At 55.7% G+C, this 25314-nt stretch carries 25 protein-coding genes; 9 read left to right on the forward strand and 16 right to left on the reverse strand.

Features of this window, described 5'->3' with window-relative positions:
• Positions 1-38: 38 nt before the first annotated feature.
• From HBA55_RS19715 to gatC, 4 genes are read right to left on the reverse strand one after another with little or no spacing between them, the layout of a single operon-like run.
• The gene (locus HBA55_RS19715) at positions 39-335 is read right to left on the reverse strand and encodes a PA4642 family protein (RefSeq protein WP_166995001.1); all 297 of its coding nucleotides are present in this window, start codon (positions 333-335) and stop codon (positions 39-41) included.
• Between the two features lie 37 nt (positions 336-372).
• Positions 373-1824 (reverse strand): Asp-tRNA(Asn)/Glu-tRNA(Gln) amidotransferase subunit GatB, encoded by a 1452-nt coding sequence (gene gatB / locus HBA55_RS19720; RefSeq protein WP_166995535.1) that lies wholly within the window; start codon positions 1822-1824, stop codon positions 373-375.
• An 11-nt stretch (positions 1825-1835) separates the two neighbouring features.
• Positions 1836-3290 (reverse strand): Asp-tRNA(Asn)/Glu-tRNA(Gln) amidotransferase subunit GatA, encoded by a 1455-nt coding sequence (gatA, locus tag HBA55_RS19725; protein ID WP_166995003.1) that lies wholly within the window; start codon positions 3288-3290, stop codon positions 1836-1838.
• A 59-nt stretch (positions 3291-3349) separates the two neighbouring features.
• A complete protein-coding gene (gene gatC, locus HBA55_RS19730; protein WP_166995005.1) occupies positions 3350-3631 on the reverse strand; it encodes an Asp-tRNA(Asn)/Glu-tRNA(Gln) amidotransferase subunit GatC in 282 nt (93 codons plus the stop codon).
• A 311-nt stretch (positions 3632-3942) separates the two neighbouring features.
• On the opposite strand from gatC, the gene HBA55_RS19735 reads away from it, so the two are divergent.
• The 7 genes from HBA55_RS19735 (at position 3943) to msrB (ending at position 13939) form a co-directional block, all read left to right on the forward strand.
• Positions 3943-4977, forward strand: coding sequence for a rod shape-determining protein (locus HBA55_RS19735; RefSeq protein WP_166995007.1), 1035 nt, complete (start codon positions 3943-3945; stop codon positions 4975-4977).
• 165 nt (positions 4978-5142) lie between these two features.
• Positions 5143-5955, forward strand: a complete 813-nt coding sequence (gene mreC / locus HBA55_RS19740; protein ID WP_206019886.1) for a rod shape-determining protein MreC — start codon at positions 5143-5145, stop codon at positions 5953-5955.
• Positions 5955-6443 carry a rod shape-determining protein MreD gene (gene mreD / locus HBA55_RS19745; RefSeq protein ID WP_166995009.1) on the forward strand — a complete coding sequence of 163 codons (489 nt, stop codon included), beginning with the start codon at positions 5955-5957 and terminating at the stop codon, positions 6441-6443. The genes mreC and mreD overlap by 1 nt, the downstream gene beginning before the upstream one ends.
• A 75-nt stretch (positions 6444-6518) precedes the next feature.
• On the forward strand, positions 6519-7112 hold the full coding sequence (locus HBA55_RS19750) for a Maf family protein (protein ID WP_166995011.1): 594 nt from the start codon (positions 6519-6521) through the stop codon (positions 7110-7112).
• A 40-nt stretch (positions 7113-7152) separates the two neighbouring features.
• Positions 7153-8646 carry a ribonuclease G gene (rng, locus tag HBA55_RS19755; protein WP_166995013.1) on the forward strand — a complete coding sequence of 498 codons (1494 nt, stop codon included), beginning with the start codon at positions 7153-7155 and terminating at the stop codon, positions 8644-8646.
• An 18-nt stretch (positions 8647-8664) separates the two neighbouring features.
• On the forward strand, positions 8665-12987 hold the full coding sequence (locus HBA55_RS19760) for a YhdP family protein (RefSeq protein WP_166995015.1): 4323 nt from the start codon (positions 8665-8667) through the stop codon (positions 12985-12987).
• A gap of 394 nt (positions 12988-13381) precedes the next feature.
• On the forward strand, positions 13382-13939 hold the full coding sequence (gene msrB, locus HBA55_RS19765) for a peptide-methionine (R)-S-oxide reductase MsrB (RefSeq protein WP_166995017.1): 558 nt from the start codon (positions 13382-13384) through the stop codon (positions 13937-13939).
• A 235-nt stretch (positions 13940-14174) separates the two neighbouring features.
• Here the strand turns inward: msrB and yjgA are convergent, their stop codons facing one another.
• The 12 genes from yjgA to HBA55_RS19825 all read right to left on the reverse strand — a co-directional run bounded on the left by yjgA (position 14175) and on the right by HBA55_RS19825 (position 24050).
• The gene (gene yjgA, locus HBA55_RS19770) at positions 14175-14696 is read right to left on the reverse strand and encodes a ribosome biogenesis factor YjgA (RefSeq protein ID WP_166995019.1); all 522 of its coding nucleotides are present in this window, start codon (positions 14694-14696) and stop codon (positions 14175-14177) included.
• A gap of 29 nt (positions 14697-14725) precedes the next feature.
• Positions 14726-16090, reverse strand: coding sequence for a magnesium transporter (gene mgtE, locus HBA55_RS19775; protein ID WP_166995021.1), 1365 nt, complete (start codon positions 16088-16090; stop codon positions 14726-14728).
• Between the two features lie 109 nt (positions 16091-16199).
• Positions 16200-16469: an HPr family phosphocarrier protein gene (locus HBA55_RS19780; protein WP_166995023.1), complete on the reverse strand. Its 270-nt coding sequence runs from the start codon at positions 16467-16469 to the stop codon at positions 16200-16202.
• A 29-nt stretch (positions 16470-16498) separates the two neighbouring features.
• Positions 16499-17404: an RNase adapter RapZ gene (rapZ, locus tag HBA55_RS19785; RefSeq protein WP_166995025.1), complete on the reverse strand. Its 906-nt coding sequence runs from the start codon at positions 17402-17404 to the stop codon at positions 16499-16501.
• Between the two features lie 123 nt (positions 17405-17527).
• Positions 17528-17986, reverse strand: coding sequence for a PTS IIA-like nitrogen regulatory protein PtsN (ptsN, locus tag HBA55_RS19790; RefSeq protein ID WP_166995027.1), 459 nt, complete (start codon positions 17984-17986; stop codon positions 17528-17530).
• A gap of 3 nt (positions 17987-17989) precedes the next feature.
• Positions 17990-18283, reverse strand: coding sequence for a ribosome hibernation-promoting factor, HPF/YfiA family (gene hpf, locus HBA55_RS19795; RefSeq protein ID WP_166995029.1), 294 nt, complete (start codon positions 18281-18283; stop codon positions 17990-17992).
• A gap of 123 nt (positions 18284-18406) precedes the next feature.
• Positions 18407-19957, reverse strand: a complete 1551-nt coding sequence (locus HBA55_RS19800; RefSeq protein ID WP_166995031.1) for an RNA polymerase factor sigma-54 — start codon at positions 19955-19957, stop codon at positions 18407-18409.
• A 234-nt stretch (positions 19958-20191) separates the two neighbouring features.
• Complete coding sequence (gene lptB, locus HBA55_RS19805) at positions 20192-20917, reverse strand: LPS export ABC transporter ATP-binding protein (RefSeq protein ID WP_166995033.1); 726 nt, start codon at positions 20915-20917, stop codon at positions 20192-20194.
• 52 nt (positions 20918-20969) lie between these two features.
• On the reverse strand, positions 20970-21497 hold the full coding sequence (lptA, locus tag HBA55_RS19810) for a lipopolysaccharide transport periplasmic protein LptA (protein WP_166995035.1): 528 nt from the start codon (positions 21495-21497) through the stop codon (positions 20970-20972).
• Complete coding sequence (lptC, locus tag HBA55_RS19815) at positions 21484-22062, reverse strand: LPS export ABC transporter periplasmic protein LptC (protein WP_166995037.1); 579 nt, start codon at positions 22060-22062, stop codon at positions 21484-21486. Before lptC ends, lptA begins: the two co-directional genes overlap by 14 nt.
• Positions 22063-22068: 6 nt before the next feature.
• Positions 22069-23040 (reverse strand): KpsF/GutQ family sugar-phosphate isomerase, encoded by a 972-nt coding sequence (locus tag HBA55_RS19820; RefSeq protein WP_420821507.1) that lies wholly within the window; start codon positions 23038-23040, stop codon positions 22069-22071.
• A gap of 32 nt (positions 23041-23072) precedes the next feature.
• The gene (locus HBA55_RS19825; RefSeq protein ID WP_166995041.1) at positions 23073-24050 is read right to left on the reverse strand and encodes a calcium/sodium antiporter; all 978 of its coding nucleotides are present in this window, start codon (positions 24048-24050) and stop codon (positions 23073-23075) included.
• Positions 24051-24295: 245 nt separating this feature from the next.
• Between HBA55_RS19825 and HBA55_RS19830 the strand changes: the two genes are divergently transcribed.
• Entirely contained in the window at positions 24296-24922 is a 627-nt protein-coding gene (locus HBA55_RS19830; protein ID WP_166995043.1) for an MlaC/ttg2D family ABC transporter substrate-binding protein, read from the forward strand.
• Between the two features lie 148 nt (positions 24923-25070).
• Positions 25071-25310 (forward strand): BolA family protein, encoded by a 240-nt coding sequence (locus HBA55_RS19835; RefSeq protein WP_166995045.1) that lies wholly within the window; start codon positions 25071-25073, stop codon positions 25308-25310.
• The last annotated feature ends 4 nt before the right edge of the window (positions 25311-25314 follow it).

Here is a 25314-nt window from a genome sequence, read left to right on the forward strand (position 1 = left end):
TCCTTGTCTCCTCTAGCGTGGCAGCTCCAACCTGGTACTTATTGCGCGCCGGCGTCCTTAAGAACCCGTGCGTACTCAGCTCCCTGGCGGTGTTCGCTGACGATCTGCAGCAGGGTCTTGCCATCGCTGTTGGTGGCATTGATATCGCGGCCGGCCTCCAGGAAGAATTTTACCAGCGTGGCGAAGTTGTCTGCCTTCATGCCGCGGTAGGCCTTTTCCAGAACGTGGAAGTCCGCGTTCATGTCACCGTAGGGCTCGATATCCAGAAACGTTTTGATGCGCTCGTCGCTGAAGGTTTCACCGAGTACTTTTTGCTTGTCTTTTTTCAGGGCCATTACGAGGTACCTCTATTAATTTGTTGTCTGTTTCGAATTACAGCATGTCGTTAAGTTTTTTGGACAGAATCTGGTTAACCATGCCCGGGTTAGCCTGTCCTTTGGTGGCTTTCATGATTGGCCCCATAAACCCACCCATCTTCTTCTTGCGTTTTTTCTCGTCGGATGCGAGCCAGTCTTCCACCATGGCGGGGTTGCCGGCGATGACTTCATCGACGATTTTTTCCAGCTCACCGGTGTCCGACATTTGCTTGAGACCTTTGGCCTCGATAATGGCATCGGCGTCACCTTCGCCATTCCACATGGCCTCGAACACCTGCTTGGCGATCTTGTTGGAAATGGTGTTGTCTTTGATGCGTGCAATCAGACCGGCCAGCTGCAGAGCCGTAACCGGGCTGTCCTTGATGCCTTTTTCTTCGTTGTTCAGATGCGCGGAAACTTCGCCCATCACCCAGTTGGCGGCCAGCTTGGCATCGCCACACTGCTCGGTGGCGGTTTCAAAAAACTGAGCGGTGGCGGCATCGGCGGCCAACATTCCAGCGTCGTAATCGGACAGGCCGTGCTGCTCAACGAAACGTGCCTGGCGTGCATCCGGCAGTTCCGGCAGTTGTTGGCGAATCGCGTCGATATAGTCATCGTCGAGCTCAACAGGCAGCAGATCGGGGCAGGGGAAGTAGCGGTAGTCGTTGGCTTCTTCTTTGCTGCGCATGGAGCGGGCGGTTTTGGTCTCGCCATTGTAGAGGCGGGTTTCCTGAACCACCTCGCCGCCTTCCTCGATCAGGTCGATTTGGCGTTCCACCTCCAGCTTGATGGCGTCTTCCATAAACTTGAAAGAGTTGAGGTTCTTGGTTTCGGTGCGGGTGCCTAATTCCTCAGTGCCCTTCAGGCGTACAGAGACGTTCACATCGAAACGCATGGAGCCCTGTGACATTTCGCCGTCGCAGATGCCCAGAGACGTCACAATGGAGTGCAGCTTGCGGGCAAAGGCCACGGCTTCTTCGGAGCTGCGCATGTCTGGCTCGGACACGATTTCAATCAACGGAGTGCCGGCGCGGTTCAGATCGATTCCGGACATGCCATGGAAGTCTTCATGCAGGGATTTACCGGCATCTTCTTCCAGGTGCGCGTGGTGAATGCGTATCGATTTGGTACTGCCGTCGGCCAGCTGGATTTCGACATGGCCGGGGCCTACGATCGGTGCATCCAACTGGGTGGTCTGGTAACCCTTGGGCAGATCCGGGTAAAAATAGTTTTTGCGTTCGAACACGGAGCACTTGCCGATCTCGGCGTCGATGGCCAAACCAAACATCACCGCGTAGCGAAACGCCTGCTCATTGGGCACGGGCAGGGTGCCGGGCATGGCCAGATCAATGGCGCAGGCTTGGGTGTTTGGCGCTGCTCCAAAGGCGGTACTGGCGCCGGAAAAAATCTTGGTTTTGGTGGCCAGCTGCACATGCACTTCCAGGCCGATTACTGTTTCCCATTCCATCATCAGAGCCCTTACTCAATACCCGGTGCGGTTAATGTGTGAAAGTCCGTCGCCAGCTGGAACTGGTGAGCGGCGTTTAACAGCTTGGCTTCGGCAAAGAAGTTACCAATCAGCTGCAGGCCCACGGGCTTGTTATCCACCAGCCCACAGGGGATGGACAGCCCCGGTAGTCCCGCCAGGTTGGTGGCGATGGTGTAGATATCTTCCAGATACATGGCGACCGGGTCATTGCTCTTGGCGCCAAACTCAAAGGCAGGCGCTGTGGCAGTTGGGCCCATAATCACATCCACGTCCTGGAAGGCATCGACAAAATCCTGCTTGATCAGGCGACGGACTTGCTGAGCCTTGCGGTAGTAGGCGTCGTAATAGCCGGCGGAGAGGGCATAGGCGCCCACCATAATCCGGCGTTTGACCTCTTCGCCGAATCCTTCACCGCGTGAGCGCTTGTACAGGTCCGCCAGATCTTTGGGATCTTCACAGCGATAGCCATAGCGAACCCCGTCAAATCGAGACAGGTTGGCGGAGCATTCCGCCGGCGCGATGACGTAGTAGGCGGGCACGGCCAGGTGGGTGTGAGGCAGGCTGATTTCCTGTACCTGAGCGCCCAGCTTCTCATATTCGGCGATGGCGGCTTGAATGCGTTCTGCGGTCTGGGGGTTGAGCCCCTCGCTGAAGTATTCCTTGGGTACACCGATCTTCAGACCGGCAATACTGTCGTTCAAGCTGGCCGTGTAATCGCTCAGCTCATGGTCCACACAGGTGGAATCCTTGGCATCGAAGCTTGCCATGCTGTTGAGCATGATGGCGGCATCTTCGGCCGTTCGAGTCATGGGGCCGCCCTGGTCGAGGCTGGAGGCAAATGCAATCATGCCCCAGCGGGAGACCCGGCCGTAGGTGGGTTTCAACCCGGTCAGGCCGCACAAGCTGGCGGGCTGACGAATGGAGCCGCCGGTATCGGTTGCCGTTGCAGCGGGGGCCAACCGGGCAGCCACGGCTGCCGCAGAGCCGCCGGATGAGCCGCCGGGAACGCAGTTGGTGTCCCATGGGTTCTTCACCGCGCCATAGAAGCTGGTTTCGTTGGAGGACCCCATGGCGAACTCATCCATGTTGACCTTGCCCAGCATCACCGCACCATCGTTACGGAAGTTTTCCACCACTGTGGCGTCGTAGGGTGGGACAAAGTTGTCCAGCATCTTCGAGCCGCAGCTGGTGCGTACGCCATTGGTACAAAAGATGTCTTTATGAGCGATGGGGACGCCGCAGAGCGCCGGGGCCTCGCCCGCTGCCAGTCGCTTGTCTGCGGCTTGAGCCTGCTCAAGCGCAATATCCTCGGTGACACTGATATAGCTGTTATAGTTGCCATCAAGGCGCTGAATTCGGTTGAGGTAATGCCGGGTCAGCTCTTCGCTGGAAAAGTCCTTGTTGCCGAGGCCTTTAATCAACTCGGCAATGGTCAGGTTATGCATGGGTTGGTTGTCCTAAAATTCTGAAAGCTCGGGAGCGTGGGCGGGAGGAGCCGCCTGCGCTAGTCGATGACTTTGGGTACCAGGTAAAGGCCTTGTTCGGCGGCTGGAGCCTGGGTTTGGAATTGCTCGCGGCGATTGTCCTCGCTGACCTGGTCGGCGCGCAGCCGCTGGGTGGCGTCCAAGGGGTGGGCCATGGGGGCGACGCCCTCGGTGTCGGCTGCCTGCAACTGGTCGACCAGTGCCAGCACGTCGGTGATGCTCTTGGCTACCTCGTCGACCGTGGCCTCCGAGACTTCAATTCGTGCCAATTCCGCCAGTTTGGCAATGTCGGAACGATCCACAGTTTTCTCCGCTGTTGGGGCCTGCTCACCGGTGTTTGGATGGAATTAACCGGATCCGGAGGTGGCAGGCGGACTTGAGTCAGTTGAAAGGCGGTAAAGTTACCATATTTGCGCCTTGCTCTAAATCCCCGCCGTTGATAGAGTTCACACCAATTAATGGACACTGTCGAGTCTTGCCCGTTTGCACTTACTTACCACCGGTAGTTTGGCCTCTGTGCGCCGCTTGTGCGTATAGGGAAATCAGAACCGTCAGCATGCCAGCCAACAGAAAAAGACCCTGAATAAGGTCAACACAAGGTACTGCAAATTCAATGTTAAAACGCTTGCGTGGGGTATTCTCCAACGATTTATCCATTGACCTGGGAACGGCAAATACACTCATTTATGTGCGGGAACGGGGCATTGTGCTGGATGAGCCCTCGGTGGTTGCCATTCGACAGCACAATGGTCAAAAAATAGTCGAGGCGGTTGGTGTTGAAGCCAAGCGCATGCTCGGCCGCACCCCTGGCAACATCACTGCCATTCGCCCCTTAAAAGACGGCGTGATCGCCGACTTCCAAGTCACCGAAAAAATGCTTCAGCACTTTATCAAGAAGGTGCATGAAAACAGCTGGTTTCAGCCCAGCCCCCGAGTTCTCGTCTGTGTACCCTGCCTGTCTACTGAAGTGGAAAAGCGTGCAATCCGCGAATCTGCCCTGGGTGCCGGTGCGCGCGAGGTGCGCCTGATCGAAGAGCCCATGGCAGCGGCCATCGGGGCAGGCCTCAAGGTGGAAGAAGCCAGTGGCTCCATGGTGGTGGATATCGGTGGGGGCACCACTGAAATTGCCATCATCTCTCTGAACGGGGTGGTCTATTCCGATTCCGTACGGGTTGGAGGTGACCGCTTTGATGAAGCCATTGTCAATTATGTACGTCGCAATTACGGCAGCGTGATTGGTGATGCGACTGCCGAACGTATCAAGCAGGAAATCGGTTGTGCCTATGCCGGCAGCGAACTGCGCGAAATCGACGTTCGTGGCCGCAATCTGGCCGAAGGGGTTCCGCGTAGTTTCACTCTCAACAGCGACGAAATTCTTGAAGCCCTGCAGGAGCCGCTTGCGGGTATTGTTCAGTCTGTCAAAAGTGCACTGGAGCAGTCACCGCCGGAATTGGCCTCCGATATCGCGGAGAGCGGTATAGTTCTCACCGGGGGCGGTGCCCTGTTGCGCGATATTGACCGACTGATTGCTGAAGAAACCGGCCTGCCCGTCATTGTGGCGGAAGACCCCCTGACCTGTGTTGCCAGGGGGGGTGGCCACGCGATGGAACTGATGGATCGACGCAGTATTGATCTGCTCTCCAGCTGATCGTCCGTGAACACCACAATTCGGTGAGTTTTATAGGCCCTGACTTCTCATAGATCGGGGCTTTAGCGCATGTGAGCCCGGCATCTATCCGGTGGGAAACAGGGAACAGGAGTTTTCACCATCAAACCGCTGTTTACACAGGGCCCTTCAGCGGCTTCCCGGGTAATGACGCTCGGAGCCATCGCCCTGACCCTGATTTTGCTCAACGTCTACACTGATCTGCTCGATCCGGTGCGAGCTCGACTGGCCAATATCACCACCCCCGTCTATTGGCTGGTGGATCTGCCTGGCCGTGGCGTGGATTGGGTGCAAGAGAGTCTGGCGACCCGCTCCCGACTGCAAGAAGAAAACGCCGCCATGAAGGCGGAACTTCTGATTCACAAGCGCAAGCTCCAGCAAATGGCATCCCTGGCTGCCGAAAACGTTCGCCTCAGGCGCTTGCTCAATTCCGCTGAGAAGGTTCCTCATCGGGTGCTGGTGGCAGAGCTGATCGGAGTTTCCTCTGACCCCCTGACTCACCGGGTTGTCGTTAACAAAGGTAGCCGTGATGGCGTGTTTCTTGGGCAGCCACTGTTGGACGCGCAAGGATTGATGGGGCAGGTTGTGGAAGTGAGTGATTACTCTGCGCAGGTGCTGCTGATCACGGATGCCAGCCATGCCCTGCCGGTTCAGATCAACCGCAATGGTGTAAGGGCTGTTGCCGAGGGTACCGGCGATCTCTATCGTCTGGATTTGCGCCATTTGGCCAATACGGTTGATGTGCGCCAGGGGGATCTGTTGGTCAGCTCCGGCCTGGGGCAACGCTTCCCGGTCGGTTATCCCGTGGCTGAGGTAGTGGCGGTGATTCGCGATCCGGGCAAACCTTTCTCACGGGTTGAGGCACGGCCAATGGCCCAACTTAACCGTAGTCGTCATGTTCTGCTGGTGTTCAGCGGAGAAGAGGCGGCCGTTCCCCCCGCGCCGGCAGAGATGCCCTGATGGCCCTGGTCAAGGCCCACAACCGCTGGGTGATTCTGATGTCATTTCTGGCGGCACTGGTAGCAATGAGCTACCCCATCAGCACCACCGGCATCTGGTTGCGTCCGGAACTTATCCCGATGCTGGTGATTTACTGGATTATGGTCCTGCCCCAGCAGAGCAGTATCCTGCAAATTTGGTGTGTCGGGTGTATTCAGGACCTGTTGCAGGGGACTCCCCTCGGTTTGCACGCCATGGCGCTGATGGTGGTGGCCTACGTCTGCCTCTTGTCTTACCAGCGAATGCGCAACTATACGATCTGGCACCAGACATTTTTCGTTTTTGTGATTGTCGGTCTTCATCAGTTGGTGGACAGCTGGGTGCACAGCCTGCAGGGCAGTGCCGCCCAGACACTGGTGTTCTTGTTGCCGGCATTTACCAGTGCCCTGCTATGGCCCTTGCTCTGGATGGTGCTGGAGCGGCTCAGGGTCGGTTATCGGATCACCTGAGACAGCGGGCGCCGGTCCGCTAAACTGTTAATTAGTCATTGTTTTCCGGTAAGTTCCGGTTTGGAAGTCACTTTCATGTCACCCAGTTTGTACCTAGCTTCCCAGTCCCCACGTCGTCGCGAATTACTGAGCCAGATTGGTGTCTTATATGATGTCATCTCCGTCAGCGTGCCCGAACAGCATGAACCCGGAGAGCCTCCTGAAGACTATGTATCACGGCTGGCGGCGTCAAAATCTTCCGCCGGTTGGGAGGCCAGCCGACGGGACGCTCCCGTGTTGGGGGCGGACACCATTGTGGTGGCCGATGAGCGGATACTGGAGAAACCCCGTGATCGCGAAGAGGCGATTGCCATGTTGCTGGAACTCTCCGGTCGTGAGCATCGCGTGTTGACGGCAGTGGCCGTGACCTCCAATCAGGGACAGAGCGGGGTCATTTCCCAGAGCAAGGTCCATTTTCGCGACATCAGTCGTGAAGAGGCCGAACGCTATTGGGACAGTGGCGAACCCGAGGATAAGGCCGGCGGATATGCCATCCAGGGATTCGGGGCTGTGTTTGTAGCTTCTCTCCAAGGCAGTTACAGTGGTGTCGTGGGGCTGCCGCTTATGGAGACTCAGGCTATCCTGGCGGAGCACGGGGTAGCAGTCTGGAATAGGCCAACTATTAATTAGTACCCGCAAGGGCAATCAGAATCCACAAGGGAGTTTTGCAATGAGTGAGGAATTGCTGGTCAACGCCTCCCCCACCGAGACACGCACAGCGTTGGTGGAAAACGGTATGCTGCAGGAAGTGTATATCGAGCGCACCCAGCGCAAGGGGTACGTGGGCAATATCTTCAAGGGCAAAGTGGTGCGGGTGCTGCCGGGTATGCAGGCGGCATTTGTCGACATCGGTCTGGAAAGGGCTGGTTTTATTCATGCCGATGATATCGCGCCTCTGGGCGAGGACGGTATGGAAGACCGCCAGGCCGAGGTCGAGGATATTCGCAATATCGTAAGGGAGGGGCAGCCACTGATTGTTCAGGTGGTCAAGGATCCCATCGGTACCAAAGGCGCTCGATTGACCACGCATTTGTCGGTCTCCGGGCGCTATCTGGTTTATATGCCACAGACCCGACATATTGGTATCTCCACCCGGATTGAGGATGAAGATGAGCGCGCTCGCTTGAAATCCCTGGTGGAGACAACCGTTGAGCAATTCTCCGGCGATAATCCAGAGATTAATGTCGATGGTGGCTTTATTGTCAGAACAGTGGCAGAAGGGGTGCAGGGTGACGAGCTCTGTGCCGATATTCCCTTCCTCTACCGACTTTGGCAGGACTTGCTCGACAAGATCAACAGCGCTCCGGTGCGCACGGTTATCCATGAGGATTTGCCGCTTTATATGCGCACGTTACGTGATCTGGTGAAACCGAATATTGAAAAAATCCGGGTGGATTCCCGTGAAGTGCACGGCAAGATGGTGAGTTTTGCCAATAAGTACGCCCCGGAAATTGCCGATATTATCGAGCATTACCCTGGTGAGCGGCCCCTGTTCGAGCTCTATGGCGTAGAAGATGAGATACAGAAAGCGCTGGGGCAAAAAGTGCAACTCAAGTCCGGCGGCTACTTGATTATTGAACAGACGGAAGCGATGACAACGGTCGATGTGAACACTGGCGCTTTCGTCGGGCATCGAAACCTGGAAGAAACGATCTTCAAGACCAACCTCGAAGCGGCCACCGCCATTGCCCGTCAATTACGTTTGCGCAACCTGGGCGGGATCATCATCCTCGATTTTATCGATATGAAGGATTCTGAGCATCAGAGGCAGGTGTTGCGAACCCTCGAAAAAATGATGGAACGGGACCATGCCAAGACCTCCATCACCGGTGTGTCTGAGCTTGGTCTGGTGGAAATGACCCGCAAGCGCACAAGGGAATCCCTCGGGCAGGTCATGTGTGAACCCTGTACTGTCTGCCAGGGGCGGGGTACGTTAAAGTCTGCCGAAACAGTGTGTTACGAGATTTTCCGCGAAATCTTGCGCGAAGAGCGAGCCTACAACAATGAAAAGTATCTGGTGTTGGCCTCCCAGGTAGTCATTGAGCGGCTGCTGGATGAAGAGTCTTCCAATGTCGCAGATCTGGAGGAATTTATTGATTCCACCATTCAGTTTCAGGTCGAGAATATATACAGCCAGGAGCAGTACGATATTATTCTGGTATAGCGGGCAATGAGACAACAGATGAAAAGGCACATGGGGTGGCTGGCGCGCAGGTTCTGGAGTGCGCTGGCACTGCTGTGTATTTTCACGGCGGTTGTTGTGCAGCTGGGCCGAGAATTGGCACCGGTAATCTCTGATCAGCGCCAGGCACTTGCCGGATATGTGTCCGGCCTGTTGGGTGCCGAGGCCAGCTTCGAGAGTATCGAAGCCAACTGGACCGGGTTGAGACCGGAGTTGGCCTTTACCGGTTTCCAGTTGCAATCCCCTGCCGGAGAGAAGGTTGTTGAGGTCCGGCAGGCCAGGGCCACCCTGGATCTGCTGCAATCGTTGCTGGATTGGCGGCTTCGGATCTGGCAGGTCGAGTTCTCCGGTGTCAATGTGCACCTTCACCAATCCGATGAGGGGAACTGGAATCTCAAAGGATTTACACGTCGCCAATCATCAAGTGATCTGGATATGGGTAAGGCGGAACCCGCAGAGCTGTTTCTGGCCGGCCGACTGATTCAGCTTAATGATATCGATCTCCACTTTACCTTTCGCAGCGGTCGTGAGCACCAGCTGAGCCTCAGTCGTATGCTGCTTCAAAACGATGATGAATTTCATCGCGTGCAGGCTGGGCTGGATTTGCCTGACCGGCCCAATGTGGTTTCTCTGGTCTATGAAGGCATGGGGGATCCCGGCGACTGGCGGCAGTTCCGCGGCAATGGATATCTGCAGATCGATGACTATCCTCTGTCAGCATCTGTGGCCTTTGCCTCTGAGCAGTTCGCCAATCGGGCCGGGATCAGTGATGCCACTGCCAGCACCAAGCTATGGCTGACGAACCGCAGCGATGCACATTTGGGGTTGAAAGGCTGGATCAGTTACCAGCGTGATGGTCAGCCAAATGGGCCTTGGCCAGAAGAGATGCAGGTAACCCTGGACGGCGACTGGCATCCACAGGAAGGATGGCAGCTCCAGTTGCAGCAACTTTACGCTGCCTGGCAAGGTAAGCACAGTCAGTCTATTGACCTGGAGTTGGTCGGCGGGTTTGAGCGCCCGGCTATAGATGTTCGAGTGAGTAACATCGATCTGCAGCCTCTGTTAAAGCGAGCGCGTGCTTTGCCGGAGTTTCCCAAGGAGGTATCCCGTATCCTGGGAGAGCTGGACCCCGCCGGGAGCTTGCAAAATCTCCACGTCAGCGTGCCGTTGAATAATCCCAAGGACTTTCTGCTCAAGGCCAATTTGAGCCAGGTATCTGTGAATGATTGGAAGGGCGCTCCCCAAATTGGGCGCCTTGACGGCTATATTGAGGCCGGTGCGGCTAAAGGGTTTGTGGAGATTGACAGTCGTCAGGGTTTCGATATGCACTTCCCCCAGGTGTATCGACAGGCGTTCTCTTTTGAACAGGCCAGTGGACAGGTTGGCTGGGAGGTGTTGCCGGACGAAAATCAGGTCTGGGTGAATAGCGGACGCTTGGAGCTGACGGGTGAGCTGGGGCGGGCTAATGGTTATTTTTATCTCGATGTACCACTCAAGCGTGATTCCCGTCCGAGTGAGCTGATACTGCAGATCGGGTTGCAGGAGGGGCAGGTTCGTTACCACGATAAGCTGGTTCCTTATGTTTTGCCGCAGACGCTGTTGGAGTGGCTGGACAAAGCCCTGGTTGGTGGTCAACTGGACAATGGTGGTTTTGTGATGCAGGGCTACTTCGGCAAGCAGGCCAGCCGGGCGCGTTCAGTGCAGTTGGGCCTCAATTTATCAAACGCAACGCTTGACTACGATTCGCGTTGGCCCAGTGTGGACGCCTTCGATGGCTATGTGGAGGTGGATACCGATGAGGTGGACGCCAGGGTCGAGCGCGGGCAGTTTTTGCAGGCATCACTAAAGCCAACTCAGGTAAAGGTCACTGACGCCGCCAGCCTGGTTCTGATTAACGGTGGACTGAATGGCGATGCGGGTACGGCTCTGGAACTGTTGACTGCGACTCCAATTCGAGAGGCGCTGGGCCCGGCATTTGACAGCTGGAAGTTGTCCGGGCGCCTGGATGCTGATGTGGATCTGGCGGTGCCACTAAAAGCGGGAGGTCGCCAAAGTCAGGAGGTGAGTGCTCGTCTTGATGACGCCAATTTGCAGCTGACGGATTTGGATCTGACGATTGAGGCTATAACGGGCGATCTCAGGTATTCGTCGGTTCAGGGGCTGACGGCCCCCAAACTTGACGCCAGTCTCTGGGACCAGGCCTTTGAGGTTGTGATTGAGTCTAAGCTGCAGCAGGGTGAAGCTGCGGGATTGAGCACGGCAGTCAATTTCGATGGCATGGTGGATTTTGCTGAGTTGGCCAAGTGGATCAAACGACCGGAGGCATTGTTTGTCGAGGGATTGGCACCGGTGGCGGGCAGTGTGGCGGTGAGTGTTGGTGAGAACGCAGGTGTTGTTGTGTCGGCCGAGAGTGATCTGTGGGGAGCTGAGATTGATCTGCCCGCGCCGTTTGGCAAGCAGGCTGAGGAAGGGCGGCAGTTGAGACTGCAGGTGCCAGTCAGTCAGGAGGGGGTTGAGTATCAACTGCAGCTCGATGACTTGGTGGATGTGCATCTGAGTCAAAGGGACGATGTTCTCAGGGGAGTGATCGATGTCAGAGCGACGGAACCCTGGGGGGATTGGCCCGATGAGGCCGAGCGGAATGCGACCGCCATTTTGTTAAAGGGGTATCTGGAAGCGACGGATGCGCAACTCTGGTGGACGGTGATTGAGCGTTATGAGGCCTTCTCGCAGCAGCTAAAGTCCGATAATCCATCGGTGGAGAATGGATCGCAGCAACCGTCGCTAAACCTCGATTTGCATACGCCGTCTCTGTATTGGGGGAGCTGGCAATTGCAGGACCTCCATTTGATTGGAGGCCAGATGCCCGATGGTTGGCAAATAGCGATGGCTGCAGAGAATGTGAAGGGAGATGTCCGATGGTTTGATAGTGACCGGCCTATGGAGATCGATCTGGATTACCTCAAACTGGATAACCCTCTGGCAATGGCTTCTGCGGAAGGTTCTGAGGCGGTAGAAGCAGAGGGTGTGATACCGGAGTCAGAAGACTCCTTACACACGGATGTCTCTTTACAGGTTGATGATGCCTTGACGACTGAAGGCTCCTTAACAGCTGAGGGTTCTCTGCCCGCTGAAGGCTCTTTATCAGCTGAAGGCTCTTTATCAGCTGAAGGCTCTTTATCAGCTGAAGGCTCTCTACCCGCTGAAGGCTCTCTATCAGCTGAAGGCTCTCTATCAGCTGAAGGCTCTCTATCAGCTGAAGGCTCTATGATGCCGGCGGAGCCGGTGGTGGTTGCGGACGGGGACCCGCTTCGGAATTATGATCCCGCGATTCTCCCTGCGATGAATATTTCAGTGGCTCAGCTGCAGTTGGAAGATGCGGATTACGGCAGTTGGTCCATGCAGGTTCGTCCGACGGCGACCGGTGTCAATGTGGGAGATATTCGCGGGGCGGTTCGGGGCGTGGAGGTGTTGGGACATCGGGCGGATTCGAGTGGTGCGCAGTTGACCTGGACGAAGACAGAGACTTTGCAGCAGACGCGTTTTCGCGGGCGTTTTCACAGTGAAAATCTGGTGAAGGTATCCAAGGCCTGGGAGCTGCCGAAGTTTCTGGAGACGGAGTCGATGGATCTTGATCTCGATTTTACCTGGCCAGGGTCACCCGCCACGGTGTCGCTGTCGGCGTTGGCGGGTGAGTTGGATGTTGCTGTGGATCAGGGGCGCTTTTTCCGCAGCAGTGGTCAGGCGAGTAATGCATTTTTGCGTTTGGTAGGGCTGTTCAATTTTGACAGTTGGGTGCGGCGCCTGCAGTTGGATTTTTCGGATTTGTATAAGGGCGGTATGGCGTTCGACGAGATTGAGGGAACCATGACGTTTGATCGCGGCAAGCTTTATATGATGGAGCCGATCGTGGTGAAGACACCGTCTTCGAAGTTGCGAATGGGGGGGCAGATTAATCTGCAGGAGGAAACGTTGGATGCCTCTTTGGTGGCAACTTTGCCGGTCGGGGGTAATGCGACTCTGATTGCGGCCCTGGCGGCGGGTCTGCCGGCGGCGGCGGGCGTTTATGCGGTGAGTAAGATTTTTGAGAAACAGGTGGAGAAGGTGTCGAGCCTGAGTTATCGGATGGAGGGGCAGTGGGATCAGCCCGATGTTCGGTTTGATCGCTTGTTTGATGATAAGGCGGCGAGTAAGGCGGGTAAGAGCAGTCGTGAGGAGTCTCAGCAGGGGGAGTCTGCACCGGCGTTGGAGACTGGACCCGCTCCTGGGTCTGAACCGGTGCCTTCCGGGGGTGAGGCTGAGCCGCTGGATTCCGGGCGGTAGTTTCATTCGGTGGCCGAGACGACTTGGTTTGGAACATTTTCTGGCTTTGCGTGTGGTTGTTTGTAGCTTCTGGTCTTGTGCCTTAAGCGGCGGCTGGGCAGTTGTTTTCAGCAAATTTCTGTAGCTTCTGGTTTTGTGCCTTAAGAAGGCGGCTGGGCAGTTGTTTTCAGAGCGGTCGGGTGGCCCTCCGGGCTTCCCTCAGTCCCCAAAAAGCTCGGCAAAAAACGCCGGTCTTTTTGACTCCATCGGCACCCTCTTTGATGCTCTGAAAACAACTGCCCAGCCACCTTTTACACCGCGGTGCGTCAAGTTGGGTGCCTCAATGTTATTTTTTTGGGAATTTTCTTGTTTTGGGGCGCTCTAAGCTCTTGATATCAGTGAGACGGAAAACCCGATGAAGTTTTCATTACTTAAATCTCTATCGCTACTCTTGTTGCTGTTGATTGGTTCTCTTGGATTGCAGGCATCTGAGGGGCTGACTGTGGAAGAGGCGAGGGCGCGGATTGCTAATGGGACTGATTTGGAGTCCATTCCCAAATCTGTCTGGCGTCAGTTGTTAACCCCTCAGCAGTACAAGATTATGTGGAAGGCCGGAACCGAGCGTCCGTTTACCGGTGCTTTGCTTAATGAGAAAAGAGAGGGGGTGTTTGTAACGGCCGGCTGTGAAATCCCGGTGTTCAGCTCGGCTCACAAGTTTAAATCCGGTACCGGCTGGCCCAGTTTCTGGGAGGTGGTGGACAAGGGCAATATTATTCTCAAGGACGATTACAGTTGGCTTGGTATTAAACGGGTAGAAGTGCTCTCGAAGTGTGGCGAGCATCTGGGCCATGTGTTTGAAGATGGGCCGCGTCCTACCGGTTTGCGCTACTGCATTAACTCCGCGGCGCTCAAGTTTATTCCCGCCAATCAGGAAAGCCCGAAGCACAGCCCGGTTGAAAACAAGCAGCCCTGAGCATGATGAGCCTGTCCTGAAGACAATAGAGTGGTCTAGAATGGCACCGATTTCAGTGCTGGTTCAACGGGTCGCACTCGGAGATTCTACGGCAATTTTCAATGGCTCAATGCTCACCGTAGCAGCGCGCTCTGAGCGCGACCGGTGCAAGGTGCCAAAACCAGTCGCCCTCGGGCTGCTACAGAGAATAGTGCCAACTTGGCTTAAATAGACGCTATCCGACCGGCCTCTAGCTTCAGGCTTCGATCAATTCGCGAATATACTTAAACAGCTTGCGTGCGCTGCTGGGTGGTTTTTGCTGGCTGCGTTCTTTCTGTGCGTTGCGAATCAGCTGGCGCAGGTGTTGAACGTTGGCGGCGGGGAAATCGTTGATAAATCCCTGCAGAGCACTGTTGCCGTCATCCATAAGTTTGTCGCGCCATTGCTCGCACTGGTGTTGGATTTTGGTGTGCTCCTGGCCAATGTTCACAATTTTCTGATAGGCGGCACGAATGTCGTCGATGTTTTCCGCTTTGCGCATGAGTTTGCCAATAAATTGCAGCTGGCGACGTCTGCCTTCTCTGTGCTTCATGCCCCGGGCCTGGTGTATGGCTTCGGCCAGTTGGCCTTCCAGGGGAATTCTGGAGATGTACTTTTCGCTCAGTTCCACGATTTTGGTGCCCAGCTCCTGCAGCTCGGCCATCTCACGTTTGATTTCGGTTTTGGATCTGACAAATTCTTCTTCGTCTTCGGGGTATATATCGTCAAAGTCGGACATGGGTATTTCCAGATAAGTTGGCACTGGCTTCAGGCATAAAAATAGGTGGCGAGGCCGAGAAAGGCAAAAAAACCAACCACGTCGGTAACGGTGGTCAGCGCGACACTGCCCGCCAGTGCGGGATCGATATTGAGGCTGCGCAGGGTGATGGGCAGCAGCGCGCCCGCGATGGCTGCGGTGAGCAGGTTGATAATCATGGCCGCCGCGATAATCAGGGAGATGGTGGGGTCGTTAAACCAGGCTCCGGCGACACCCGCCATCAGTGCGGCCCAGAGCATGCCGTTGAGTAATCCCACGCGGAATTCCCGCGACAGCAGCCAGCTGATGTTGCTGCGGCCAATTTGACCCAGGGCCATGCCGCGAATGACGACGGTCAGGGTCTGGCTGCCAGCAACACCCCCCATGCTGGCGACGATGGGCATAAGGACGGCCAGGGCCACCACTTTGTCGATGGTGTCTTCAAAGATGTTGATGACTGCTGAGGCGATGATGGCGGTCAGCAGATTGACACCGAGCCAGACGGCGCGACGGGGCGCGGTGCGCATAACCGGTGCGAAGGTGTCTTCTTCTTCGTCGAGGCCGGCCATGCTCATCAGTGAGTGGTCGGCGTCTTCCCGGATCACGTCTACGACGTCGTCGATGGTGATCCGGCCCAACACGATGCCGTTGTCGTCGGTGACCGGGGCCGATACCCAGTCGTTGCGCTCAAACAGACTGGCGACTTCATTGTCCGGCATGGCGGCGGGAATCGCTTCTACGTCTGTCAGCATGACTTCGCGCACGGTGATGTTAGGTGCGGAGGTCAGGAGTTTGGACAGGGGCAGCAGCCCCACAAATTGGCCGCGGCGATTGACGACAATGAGATTGTCGGTTGAGGGCGGCAGTTCGTCGTGGCGGCGCAGATAGCGCAGTACCACGTCCAGGGTCAGTCGCGGGCGGACAGTAATGGTGTCTGTGTCCATCAGGCCGCCGGCAGTGTCTTCGTCGTAGGAGAGCACTTGCTCGACCCGCTGACGATCCTGAGCACTCATGGCGGAAAGTACTTCGCGAATGACGCGGTCAGGAAGTTGTTGCAGGATGTCGGCCAGGTCGTCGGCGTCCATGCCTTCGGTGATTTCAACCACCTCGGCGGTATTCATGCCGCGCAGGAATTGTGCCTGGATGTCGTCTGACAGTTCCTGCAGGACATCACCTTCCATTTCTTTGTCAACCAATTGCCATAGCACGCGGCGTGACGGCGGTGGTGATGATTCGAGAAGGTGGGCAATTTCCGCAGCTTGCAGGCCATTGAACATGCGCCTGACCTGGCGGAAGGTACCGCTATTGAGGGCCTCGTTGATTTCGCCGAGCTGTGCCTGGGTCAGGTCGAGCAGTTCTTCGGCGTTGTGAGGCATAGGCAGTCGCTCGCATTTGGGTGGGGTGGCTCAGATGGCGTGTATTCTAATGGTGCAGCCTCCGGGATTCCAGCGTCGCCGGGTGGTTATCGTCTTCTCGCACGCTTTTTCATTCTTCTTCATTGAAGCGATTGTTGATCAGTTCAACAATGGCCTGCATGGCTTCTTCCTGGTCACTGCCGTCCACTTCGAGATGCACCTCGCAGCCTTTATTGGCCGCCAGCAGCATCAACGACATAACGCTCTTGGCATCGACGGATTTGCCGTTGAGGCCGACTTTGATCTGACTGGAGTAGCGCCCGGCAGTGCTGGCAAATAGGGCAGCAGCCCGGGCATGGAGGCCAAGCTTGTTGATGATGGTTACGGTTTCGGTCAGCATTCAGACTCTCCCTTTAAGGCCGCCGGTGATTATTTTCTTACGCCACCAGCGGTATCGCTCCAGGCTGAAATCTGGTGGGTCTGGCGATCCAGTTCGCGGTGGCGAACCTGGGTGTTGCCTATTTTTCCCCTGAAACGATGAAACAGTTGTTCGCAAAGGTATACCGAGCGATGCTGGCCACCGGTACAGCCAATGGCGACTGTAAAGTAACTCCGATTGTTGGCAATAAACCGTGGTAGCCAGCGATCCAGGTACTCACCGATGTCGTTGAGCATCTGTTGCACGTCTTCCTGTGCGGAAAGAAATTCAGCCACTTTGGGGTCGCGTCCGGAATAACCCCTCAGATGGGGTTTCCAGTAGGGATTGGGTAAACAGCGCACATCAAAGACGAGGTCGGCATCGACCGGGATGCCACGCTTAAATCCAAACGATTGAAACTGCAGGGCAATGCCGGGCGATCGATCGGGAACGACTCGTTGTTTAATCAGGTCCCGCAGCTGGTGCAGGTTGAGATCGGTGGTGTCTATGGTGAGGTCGGCTGAGCTGGAAATAGGCTCCAGCAGCTCGTGTTCCAGAGCGATGGCTTCTTTCAGATCTGTGGTCTGATCGCTGAGTGGGTGTCTGCGACGGGTTTCACTGAATCTCTGGATCAATGTCGAAGTGCGGGCATCCAGGAACAGGATTTCGCACTTGAGTCCGGGAATTTTTGCTTGCGACAGTAACGTCGGAAACTGCTGCAGCTCCTGCCAGGTGTTGCGGGCATCAATGCTTACGGCAAACGACTGGCTTTGAGGGTGCTGGTCCAGCTGCTGTACCAGCGCTGGCAGCAATGAGGCCGGCAGGTTGTCAATGCAGGTGAAACCGACATCCTCCAGCACGTGTAGCGCTGTACTCTTGCCCGATCCTGAGCGACCGCTGATGACCACAAGACGCATGCTTTACCTATACTGTCGAAAATTCCAGTGTCAAAGGTACCCTAAATCCCGGTAATTACAAACTAATGACGCAGGATTTCTGTTTATAGGGGTAAGCAAGAAACCTCATAGGTAAGCGAGTGTTCAGGGGGTGTCCAGTGACACTGCGGCCTCGTAGAGCTGCGAGTCGCTGCCCGCCAATCTCAGGGCCTCAAGGTAAGTGGGGTGGTTCAGGCGCTCCGCCAGTGACGCCAGAGTTTGCAGGTGGGCGTCGTGGGCCTCTTCTGGCACCAGCAGGGCAAAGAGAATATCAACCGGCTGATCGTCGATGGCTTCGAAGTCCACTGGTGTGCGCAGCTGGATCAGGGCTGCAATGGTCCCGGCGCAGTTTTTGATGCGGCAGTGGGGGATGGCGATTCCCTGGCCCAGGCCTGTGGAGCCGAGTTTTTCGCGGCCGATCAGGTTAAGAAATATATCATCTGGGTTGAGGCTGGGCTGGTCAGCGGCAATCAGTTGCGACAATGCTTGCAGTGCGCGCTTTTTGCTGCTGGCCTCAACACCGCAGGAGACGCGGTGTTGGGACAGAAATGATTGGACTTGCATGGATCAGCGGTGGTGATTTCGCGTCTTTTCTTTGTGTTTAATGAGCTGGCGATCGAGTTTGTCGGTCAGTAGATCAATGGCCGCATACAGGTCTTCGGATTCGCTGTCGGCGTAGAAGTCTTTGCCGCTCACATGAATATTGGCTTCCGCCTTTTGGCGTAGTTTATCAACAGATAGGATGACGTTGGTACTGGTAATTCGGTCATGGTGCCGTTCGAGTCGGTCGAACTTGGTATTGACGTAGTCTTTGATGGATGAGGTCAATTCAACGTGATGGCCACTGATGTTGATTTGCATGTGATGCTCCTTTGTTATGGATAGACCGCTTTGAGCCGAGGCTCGGCGGCAGTGAAAGCCGGCACCATGTCGGCTTTCGGTTAGTATCCTAGGGCAATGCCGGCCATCATCCATTGATTTGGATCAGACCAGGCGTTTGCGCTCATTGGATGCCGGAATTCCCAGAGATTCTCGATACTTGGCGATGGTACGCCGGGCGACCTTAATGCCCTGCTCGGCCAGCAGTGTGGTGATCTTGCTGTCGCTGAGGGGCTTTTTGGGGTTTTCTGCCGCCACCAGTTTTTTGATGATGGCCCGAATCGCCGTGGATGAGCATTCACCACCGGAGTCGGTGCTGACATGACTTGAGAAAAAGTACTTGAGCTCGAAAATACCCTGGGGAGTGTGCATAAACTTTTGCGTGGTGACGCGCGAGATGGTGGACTCGTGCATGCCGACCACTTCGGCCACATCATGCAGTACCAGCGGCTTCATGGCTTCTGCGCCAAAATCGAGGAAGCCTCGCTGCTTTTCTACAATACAGGTGGCCACCTTGAGAAGGGTCTCATTGCGGCTCTGCAGGCTTTTGAGGAACCATCGGGCCTCCTGCAGGTTGTCGCGCAAGAAGGTGTTGTCGCTGCTGGAATCCGCCCGCTTGACCATAGAGGCGTAAGTGTCATTAATACGCAGTTTGGGTGCAATGTCCGGATTCAGGTTCACAGTCCAGCGGTCATCCTGTTTGGTCACAAAAACATCGGGCACTACGTACTCGGTTTCGCCGCTGTCGATCTGGTCGCCAGGGCGGGGGTTGAGCGTCTGGATTAATACGATGGCATCTCGCAGCTGTGGTTCCTTAAGCTTGGCTTTTCGCATCAGCTGCTTGTAGTCACGGCTCCCCAAGAGTGGTAAGTGATCCCTGACTATCAGTTTAGCATCTCTCAGCGAAGGCGTATCCGCAGGTAACTGATTAAGCTGAATAAGCAGGCACTCGCTTAGATCCTGGCTCGCCACTCCGGCAGGGTCGAACTGCTGAATGCGATGGAGTACAGCGATGACTTCGTCCAGATCCAGTTCTTCCAGCTCGCTTTGCAGACCGTGGTGAATTTCATCCGCCGTCAGGCTCAGCATGCCGGAGTCCTGGATGGCATCGATAATCGCCATGGCAATGATCTGATCCCGTTCGGACATAGGTGTCAGGTTTAGCTGCCAGAACAGATGTTGATGCAGGGACTCGCCTCCGCCCCGCCTGGATTCGAAATCGCTATCATCGTTCTCAGGGGCTGCCAGGCCGGTTCCGGTGGGGGCGGACTGATAGACATCATCCCAGCTGGTGTCAACGGGCAGATCCTCTGGAATGGCATCGTTCCAGTCTCCATCGGCAGCCGCCACTTCTTCCCCCCCTTCGCTGGATTCTGCACTTGCCGTGACGTCAGAGGGTGTGGTTTCAATGTTCTCGGGACTGGTGTCTGCGGCGGATTCGTCTGCGGCAGGCGCTTCCTGCTGGGAGTTGGCTTCAGTTTTGGTCTCTTCCCGGGCCTCTTCTTCGGATACCTCCAGCATGGGGTTGGAGTCCAGTGCCTCCTGGATTTCGGCCTGAAGGTCCAGTGTGGAAAGCTGCAATAGGCGAATGGCCTGCTGCAGCTGGGGGGTCATGGTAAGTTGTTGGCCGAGTTTAAGTTGTAGTGATTGCTTCATGAATGGTACGACAGTTGACAGCTCTTGGTGGCGCTGGGGCTGGGCTCTCTCTCATTGACGTGACGAGCGTACTGAGTGCTGTCTGCGGAGGTGGTGCCAGGGTGCCCTGTGTTGATAGCGCCTCGTTTGACTTGAGTGTAGTCAGGTTAACCGAGGAGGGCAAATTTAACAAGCAAGAAATGTGCCTAAATCCTCAGGTGATTGAGGCAGGTCAACAAGGGGGGGAGTGGCTAACTATAAGCTGAATTGGTGGCCCAGGTAAACCTCTCTCACCTTGCGATTGGCGAGTACGGTCTCGGGGGTGCCTTCAGCAATGATATGACCTTCACTGACGATGTAGGCCTTTTCGCAGATGTCGAGGGTTTCCCGCACATTGTGGTCCGTGATCAATACACCAATGCCTCGCTCTTTGAGGTGCTGGATGATCTGTTTGATGTCGTTTACCGAAATGGGGTCGACGCCGGCAAAAGGTTCGTCCAGCAAGATAAAATCCGGGTCAGTTGCCAGGGCCCGGGCAATTTCCACACGACGGCGTTCACCGCCTGAGAGTGCCATTCCCAGGCTGTTGTGGATATGAGTGATGTGGAATTCCCGCAGTAACTTATCGAGCTTTTCCAGCCGCTGCTTGCGCTTCAGGTCCTTGCGGGTTTCCAGGATAGCCAGAATGTTCTCTGATACCGTCAGTTTGCGGAATACAGAGGCTTCTTGAGGCAGGTAGCCGATGCCAGCCCTGGCGCGTCCGTGCATTGGCAGGTGAGTAAGCACTTTGTCGCCTATTCTGACAGTGCCCTGGTCCGCCTCAATAAGCCCGGCAATCATATAAAAGCAGGTTGTCTTGCCCGCTCCATTAGGGCCCAGCAAACCGACAATCTGCCCGCTGCTGACAGACAGTGAAACGTCGATAACCACCTGGCGGCTCTTATAGCTTTTCGCCAGGTGCTGGGCTCGAAGTGTAGGCATGGCTGGATAAACTTCCGGTTGTGGCGGGTTAGGTAGGGCTGATAGTGGCCGGCTACTGGCGTTCGCTCTTGGCGGGAATCACCATATGGATGCGGTCAGGTTTGTTGTTGGCGGTGCTGTTGCTATCACCCTCGGCCTTCACCACCGATTCTTTAATATCGTAATTGATACGCTTGCCGGTCATGGTGGTGCCGTCGTCTTGACGCAGGGAGGCGTTTTCGATCAGATGGATCTTTTCACCGTCGATCATGTACTCAATAGTGTTGCCAGTGGCGATGACCAGTTGTTTTTCCTGAGAAGGCTGCTGCTGGTAGTGCGCCGGTTTTCCAGTGGCCACAATCTTGGAAACCTGATTGTCGATACTGTGGATGACCACCTTGTCGGCCAAAATGCGCAGGCTGCCCTGATCCATTTGTACTGAGCCTGAGTAGACGGTCATACCTTGCTTGTCATTGCGTTCGGCGCGATCGGAGCTGATGTGAATGGGTTGATCTTTATCGCTCGCCAATGCCGCAACGGTAGCGGAAAAAAAGCAGGTAAGCAAAGTGGTGACGGCAATGGCAAATTTAGTGGGGTTCATGGGTGCCTCTAACACGGGAGAGCAGCTGAATTCTGTCTTCTTTTAAGTATGCCTTCATGCCGACGGCCTGAGTGGTGCTGCCGGCGGACGTAATCATAACAGGTTTGTCGGTCTCCGCGTATTGTCTCTCCGGCTCTACAATCAGGAACGGCGTGGTGAATTCCGACAGTTTGTCCTGGTCTGTTTGCCAGATGCGAACTTTGCCCCATAACAGAATCCGGTCTCCCTGATCTTCGGCCTTGCCTTCTTCGGCAACAATATGCCAGGGGGGGGCATCTTCCCCGAACAGGGTCAGTTCCGGTTTGCTGAGTTCTGCATAGTCAGAGCTGGTTGGGCCGCGACGACTGATCTGGAAATATCGGGTTTCGCTGGCGGTAAACATGGACACAAGGCGCCCTTCTGCATTGAAACGCCGGTTGACGTTGTTAATCAGAATGTTATTGGGTACGAGAGCCTGGTTGTCGTTTGGCTGCTGAGAGCGGAAAGCATCCGGAGGGGATTCCCACAATAATAGAAACATCAATGTCAGGCCGATAATGGCCAGTGGGGGCAGCCAGTTGCGCATCGTTTTTTACATCACTCCGGCACGGAGAATGTCGTGCATGTGGATCACGCCGGCAGCACGGCCGCTATCATCCTGGACAATCAGGGCGGTGATTTTTCGGTCTTCCATAATGCCCAGTGCTTCTGCTGCCAGCATGCTGGCGCTGACTGTCTTGGGGTTTTCAGACATAACCTCGCCAATATTGGCGTTACTCAGATCCACTCCGTGATCGACGCTGCGACGCAAATCACCATCGGTAAATACCCCCAGGAGTTGATCCTCGTCTCCCACAATGGTGGTCATGCCAAAGCCTTTTTCAGTCATTTCAACCAGCGCCTGGCTAAGGGGTGTGCCAGGGCTGACGCGAGGCACTTCGCCGTCTTTGTGCATGATATCCTCCACCTTCAAGAGCAGCTTGCGGCCAAGCGCGCCTCCCGGATGCGAGAAGGCAAAGTCCTCAGCGGTAAATCCACGGGCCTCCAGCAGGGCAACAGCAAGCGCGTCTCCCATTGCCAGAGTCACGGTGGTGCTGGTGGTTGGGGCCAGATTGAGAGGGCAGGCTTCGGTTTCAATGCTGATGTCCAGGTGTACGGTGGCAGCTTGTGCCAGTGGGGAATCCGCATTGCCGGCCATACTGATCAGAGGAATGCCCATACGCTTGAGCAGTGGAAGCAGCGTCACCACCTCAGCTGAGGAGCCTGAATTGGAGATGCCGATCACGACATCGTTGCGAGTGATCATACCCAGGTCGCCATGGCTGGCTTCACCAGGGTGCACAAAGAAAGCAGGGGTGCCGGTACTGGCCAGGGTGGCGGCGATCTTATTGCCGATATGGCCGGATTTGCCCATGCCGGTCACGATAACCCTGCCTTTGCAGTTGAGCAACAGGCGGCAAGCCTCGACAAATTTGGCGTCAATCCGGGTTGCCAGGGCAGTTACTGCCTTGGCCTCGATCTCAATCGTGCGAGTGCCCGACTTGAGAAGTTGATCGGCAGGGATCTCGCTGGGTGTTTGTGTCATTCTTGGCCAACTCAATTAAACAGAAGGTAATAATAGGCGACATAGCCCGCCAGCAACAGGGTGCCTATGCGGCGTCCCAAGCGTGCCGACGGCGCGCTGCCATGGGATTGGCCGCGAAACCGGTAATCGACGATTATGGCAACGGCAAGTAACAGGGTGACACCGGACATGGCGGCGAAATCCCGCATGAACACCTCTGCCTCCATTGAAGGAGGGTTGATCAGCCCCGGCAGAGACATCACTGCCAGAATATTAAAGATGTTGGAGCCGATAATGTTGCCAAGGGCCATTTCATGGTGACCTTTAAGGGCACTCATGACTGAAGCGGCCAGCTCAGGCAGGCTGGTGCCTACGGCGATTACTGTCAGGCCGATGATCAGAGGGCTCACGCCAAAGGCGGTTGCAACCGTCTGGGCTCCCCAAACCAGCAATTCAGAGCTGCCCACGAGAATGCAGAGGCCTACCATAAACCAAAGGGTTGCATGTAGGTTACCCATGTTTGGAATGTCGGCTTCTTCCTCTTCTTCTGGATGCTCCACCCGGTTTTTGGTCATATAAAAGAGAAGGGGTACCAAGGCGCCGAGAAGAAACAAGCCTTCAAGGTTTGAGATTCTGGCATCGAAGAGTACTGCTCCGGCCGCCGCTGTCACCAGTAGCAGGATGGGGATTTCCTGTACGATCAGGTGGCGCTGGATGGGCATGGGGGCAATCAGGGCGGTAATTGCCAGTACCAGGCCGACGTTGGCCAGGTTGGAGCCCAGGGCATTGCCGACTGCCAGGTCGCCGCTGCCTTTTAGGGACGCGCTAATGGAGACCACGATTTCCGGCGCGGAGGTGCCGAGCGCGACGATGGTCATGCCAATCACAAGTCGGCTGACGCCCAGGTTTTTGGCAATGGCGGCGCTGCCTCCGACAAATCGATCGGCGCTCCAGATAAGGCCGACAAAGCCGCCGAGAATGGCTGCCCAGGCTAGCCAGAGTTCTGACATGGTATACCCCGAGGGTTGCGTTGGATGGTGCAGTTAAAAGCTGGCAGATGGTATAGTGACCGGCTTGGCTTGTCAGCTGCAAATTGCGATTTTTACTTTGACTGCCGTTTCGCCAGCGGTGAAGTAAAACCTTTTTCTCAATTTGTGATCAAAGTCACCGGCTGAAACAAGAAGTGCCACTAGAATGGCACCATTCAGAGAGACTCGAGAACAATGGCCGCAGTCTGGCCCTAAGGAAAGAAAACATGAACCAAGTCACATACCCAAGATCCCCCCTCGGATCATTTTTAGCTATTGCTTCAATGGCCTGGCTGATATTTTTTGGTGCTGCTGCCCAGGCGCAGCAGCTGGCGGCCTCCACTTCGGAGTCCCCCTATGCTGTGGTGGAGCGGGTCACCGGCCAGGTATTGGAGGTGGTGACCGAAAAGAGACACCTGTTGGATGAGGAGCCGGAACTGTTTTATCAGGCCGTGGGTGACGTATTGTCTCCGGTAGTGGCCTTTGACTACATTGCCCGTGGTGTGATGGGTCGCTATGCCAAACAGGCATCAACCGATCAAAAGAAGCGCTTTGCTCAGGCCTTCCAGAGCAATTTGATCAGCACCTATGCCAAGGGTATGGCCGTTTACGGCAATCAGGAGGTTGTGGTCGTCCCTCCCGATGGTGATATCGGCAGCCGCAAGCGTGTCAGCGTCGTACAGAAGGTGCGCGGGGAGGATGGCGAGAACACCGTGGCATACACCATGGGCAAAAGCCCGAGTTCCGGCGAGTGGAAACTGCTGAACGTGGTTATTAATGGGGTCAATTTGGGCCACACCTTCCGTTCTCAATTTGCCCAGGCAATGAAGAAAAAGGTGATCTGGATCTGGTGATCGATACCTGGTCCGCCGGCTGAGCCCTAAGGCGCGATCCTCCCACCATTTAAAGGCTGGTTAAGCGCCCCAAGTAATGCGCTGACCGGCCTTTTTCATTAAACTATGCCGCCTTTCAAATGATGTCGCCCACGAACGAGGATTGGCTATGCAGCCCGAAGAAATCAAGGCCCTCTTGCAGGAACAGATCGCCGACAGCCAGGTGGAGGTCAATGTTGAGGGCAGCCACGTCAATGTGGTTGTGGTCAGCCCGGCCTTCGAGGGCCTGACACCCGTGAAGAAACAGCAACTTGTATACGGAGTGTTATCCGACCAGATCGCCAGCGGCGCCATCCACGCGGTTAATATGAAAACCTATACCCCGGAGCAGTGGGCGAAACAGGGCTGATTGC

It is taken from the genome of Pseudomaricurvus alkylphenolicus (assembly GCF_011683955.1).
GTDB classification, from domain to species: Bacteria; Pseudomonadota; Gammaproteobacteria; order Pseudomonadales; family Cellvibrionaceae; genus Pseudomaricurvus; species Pseudomaricurvus alkylphenolicus.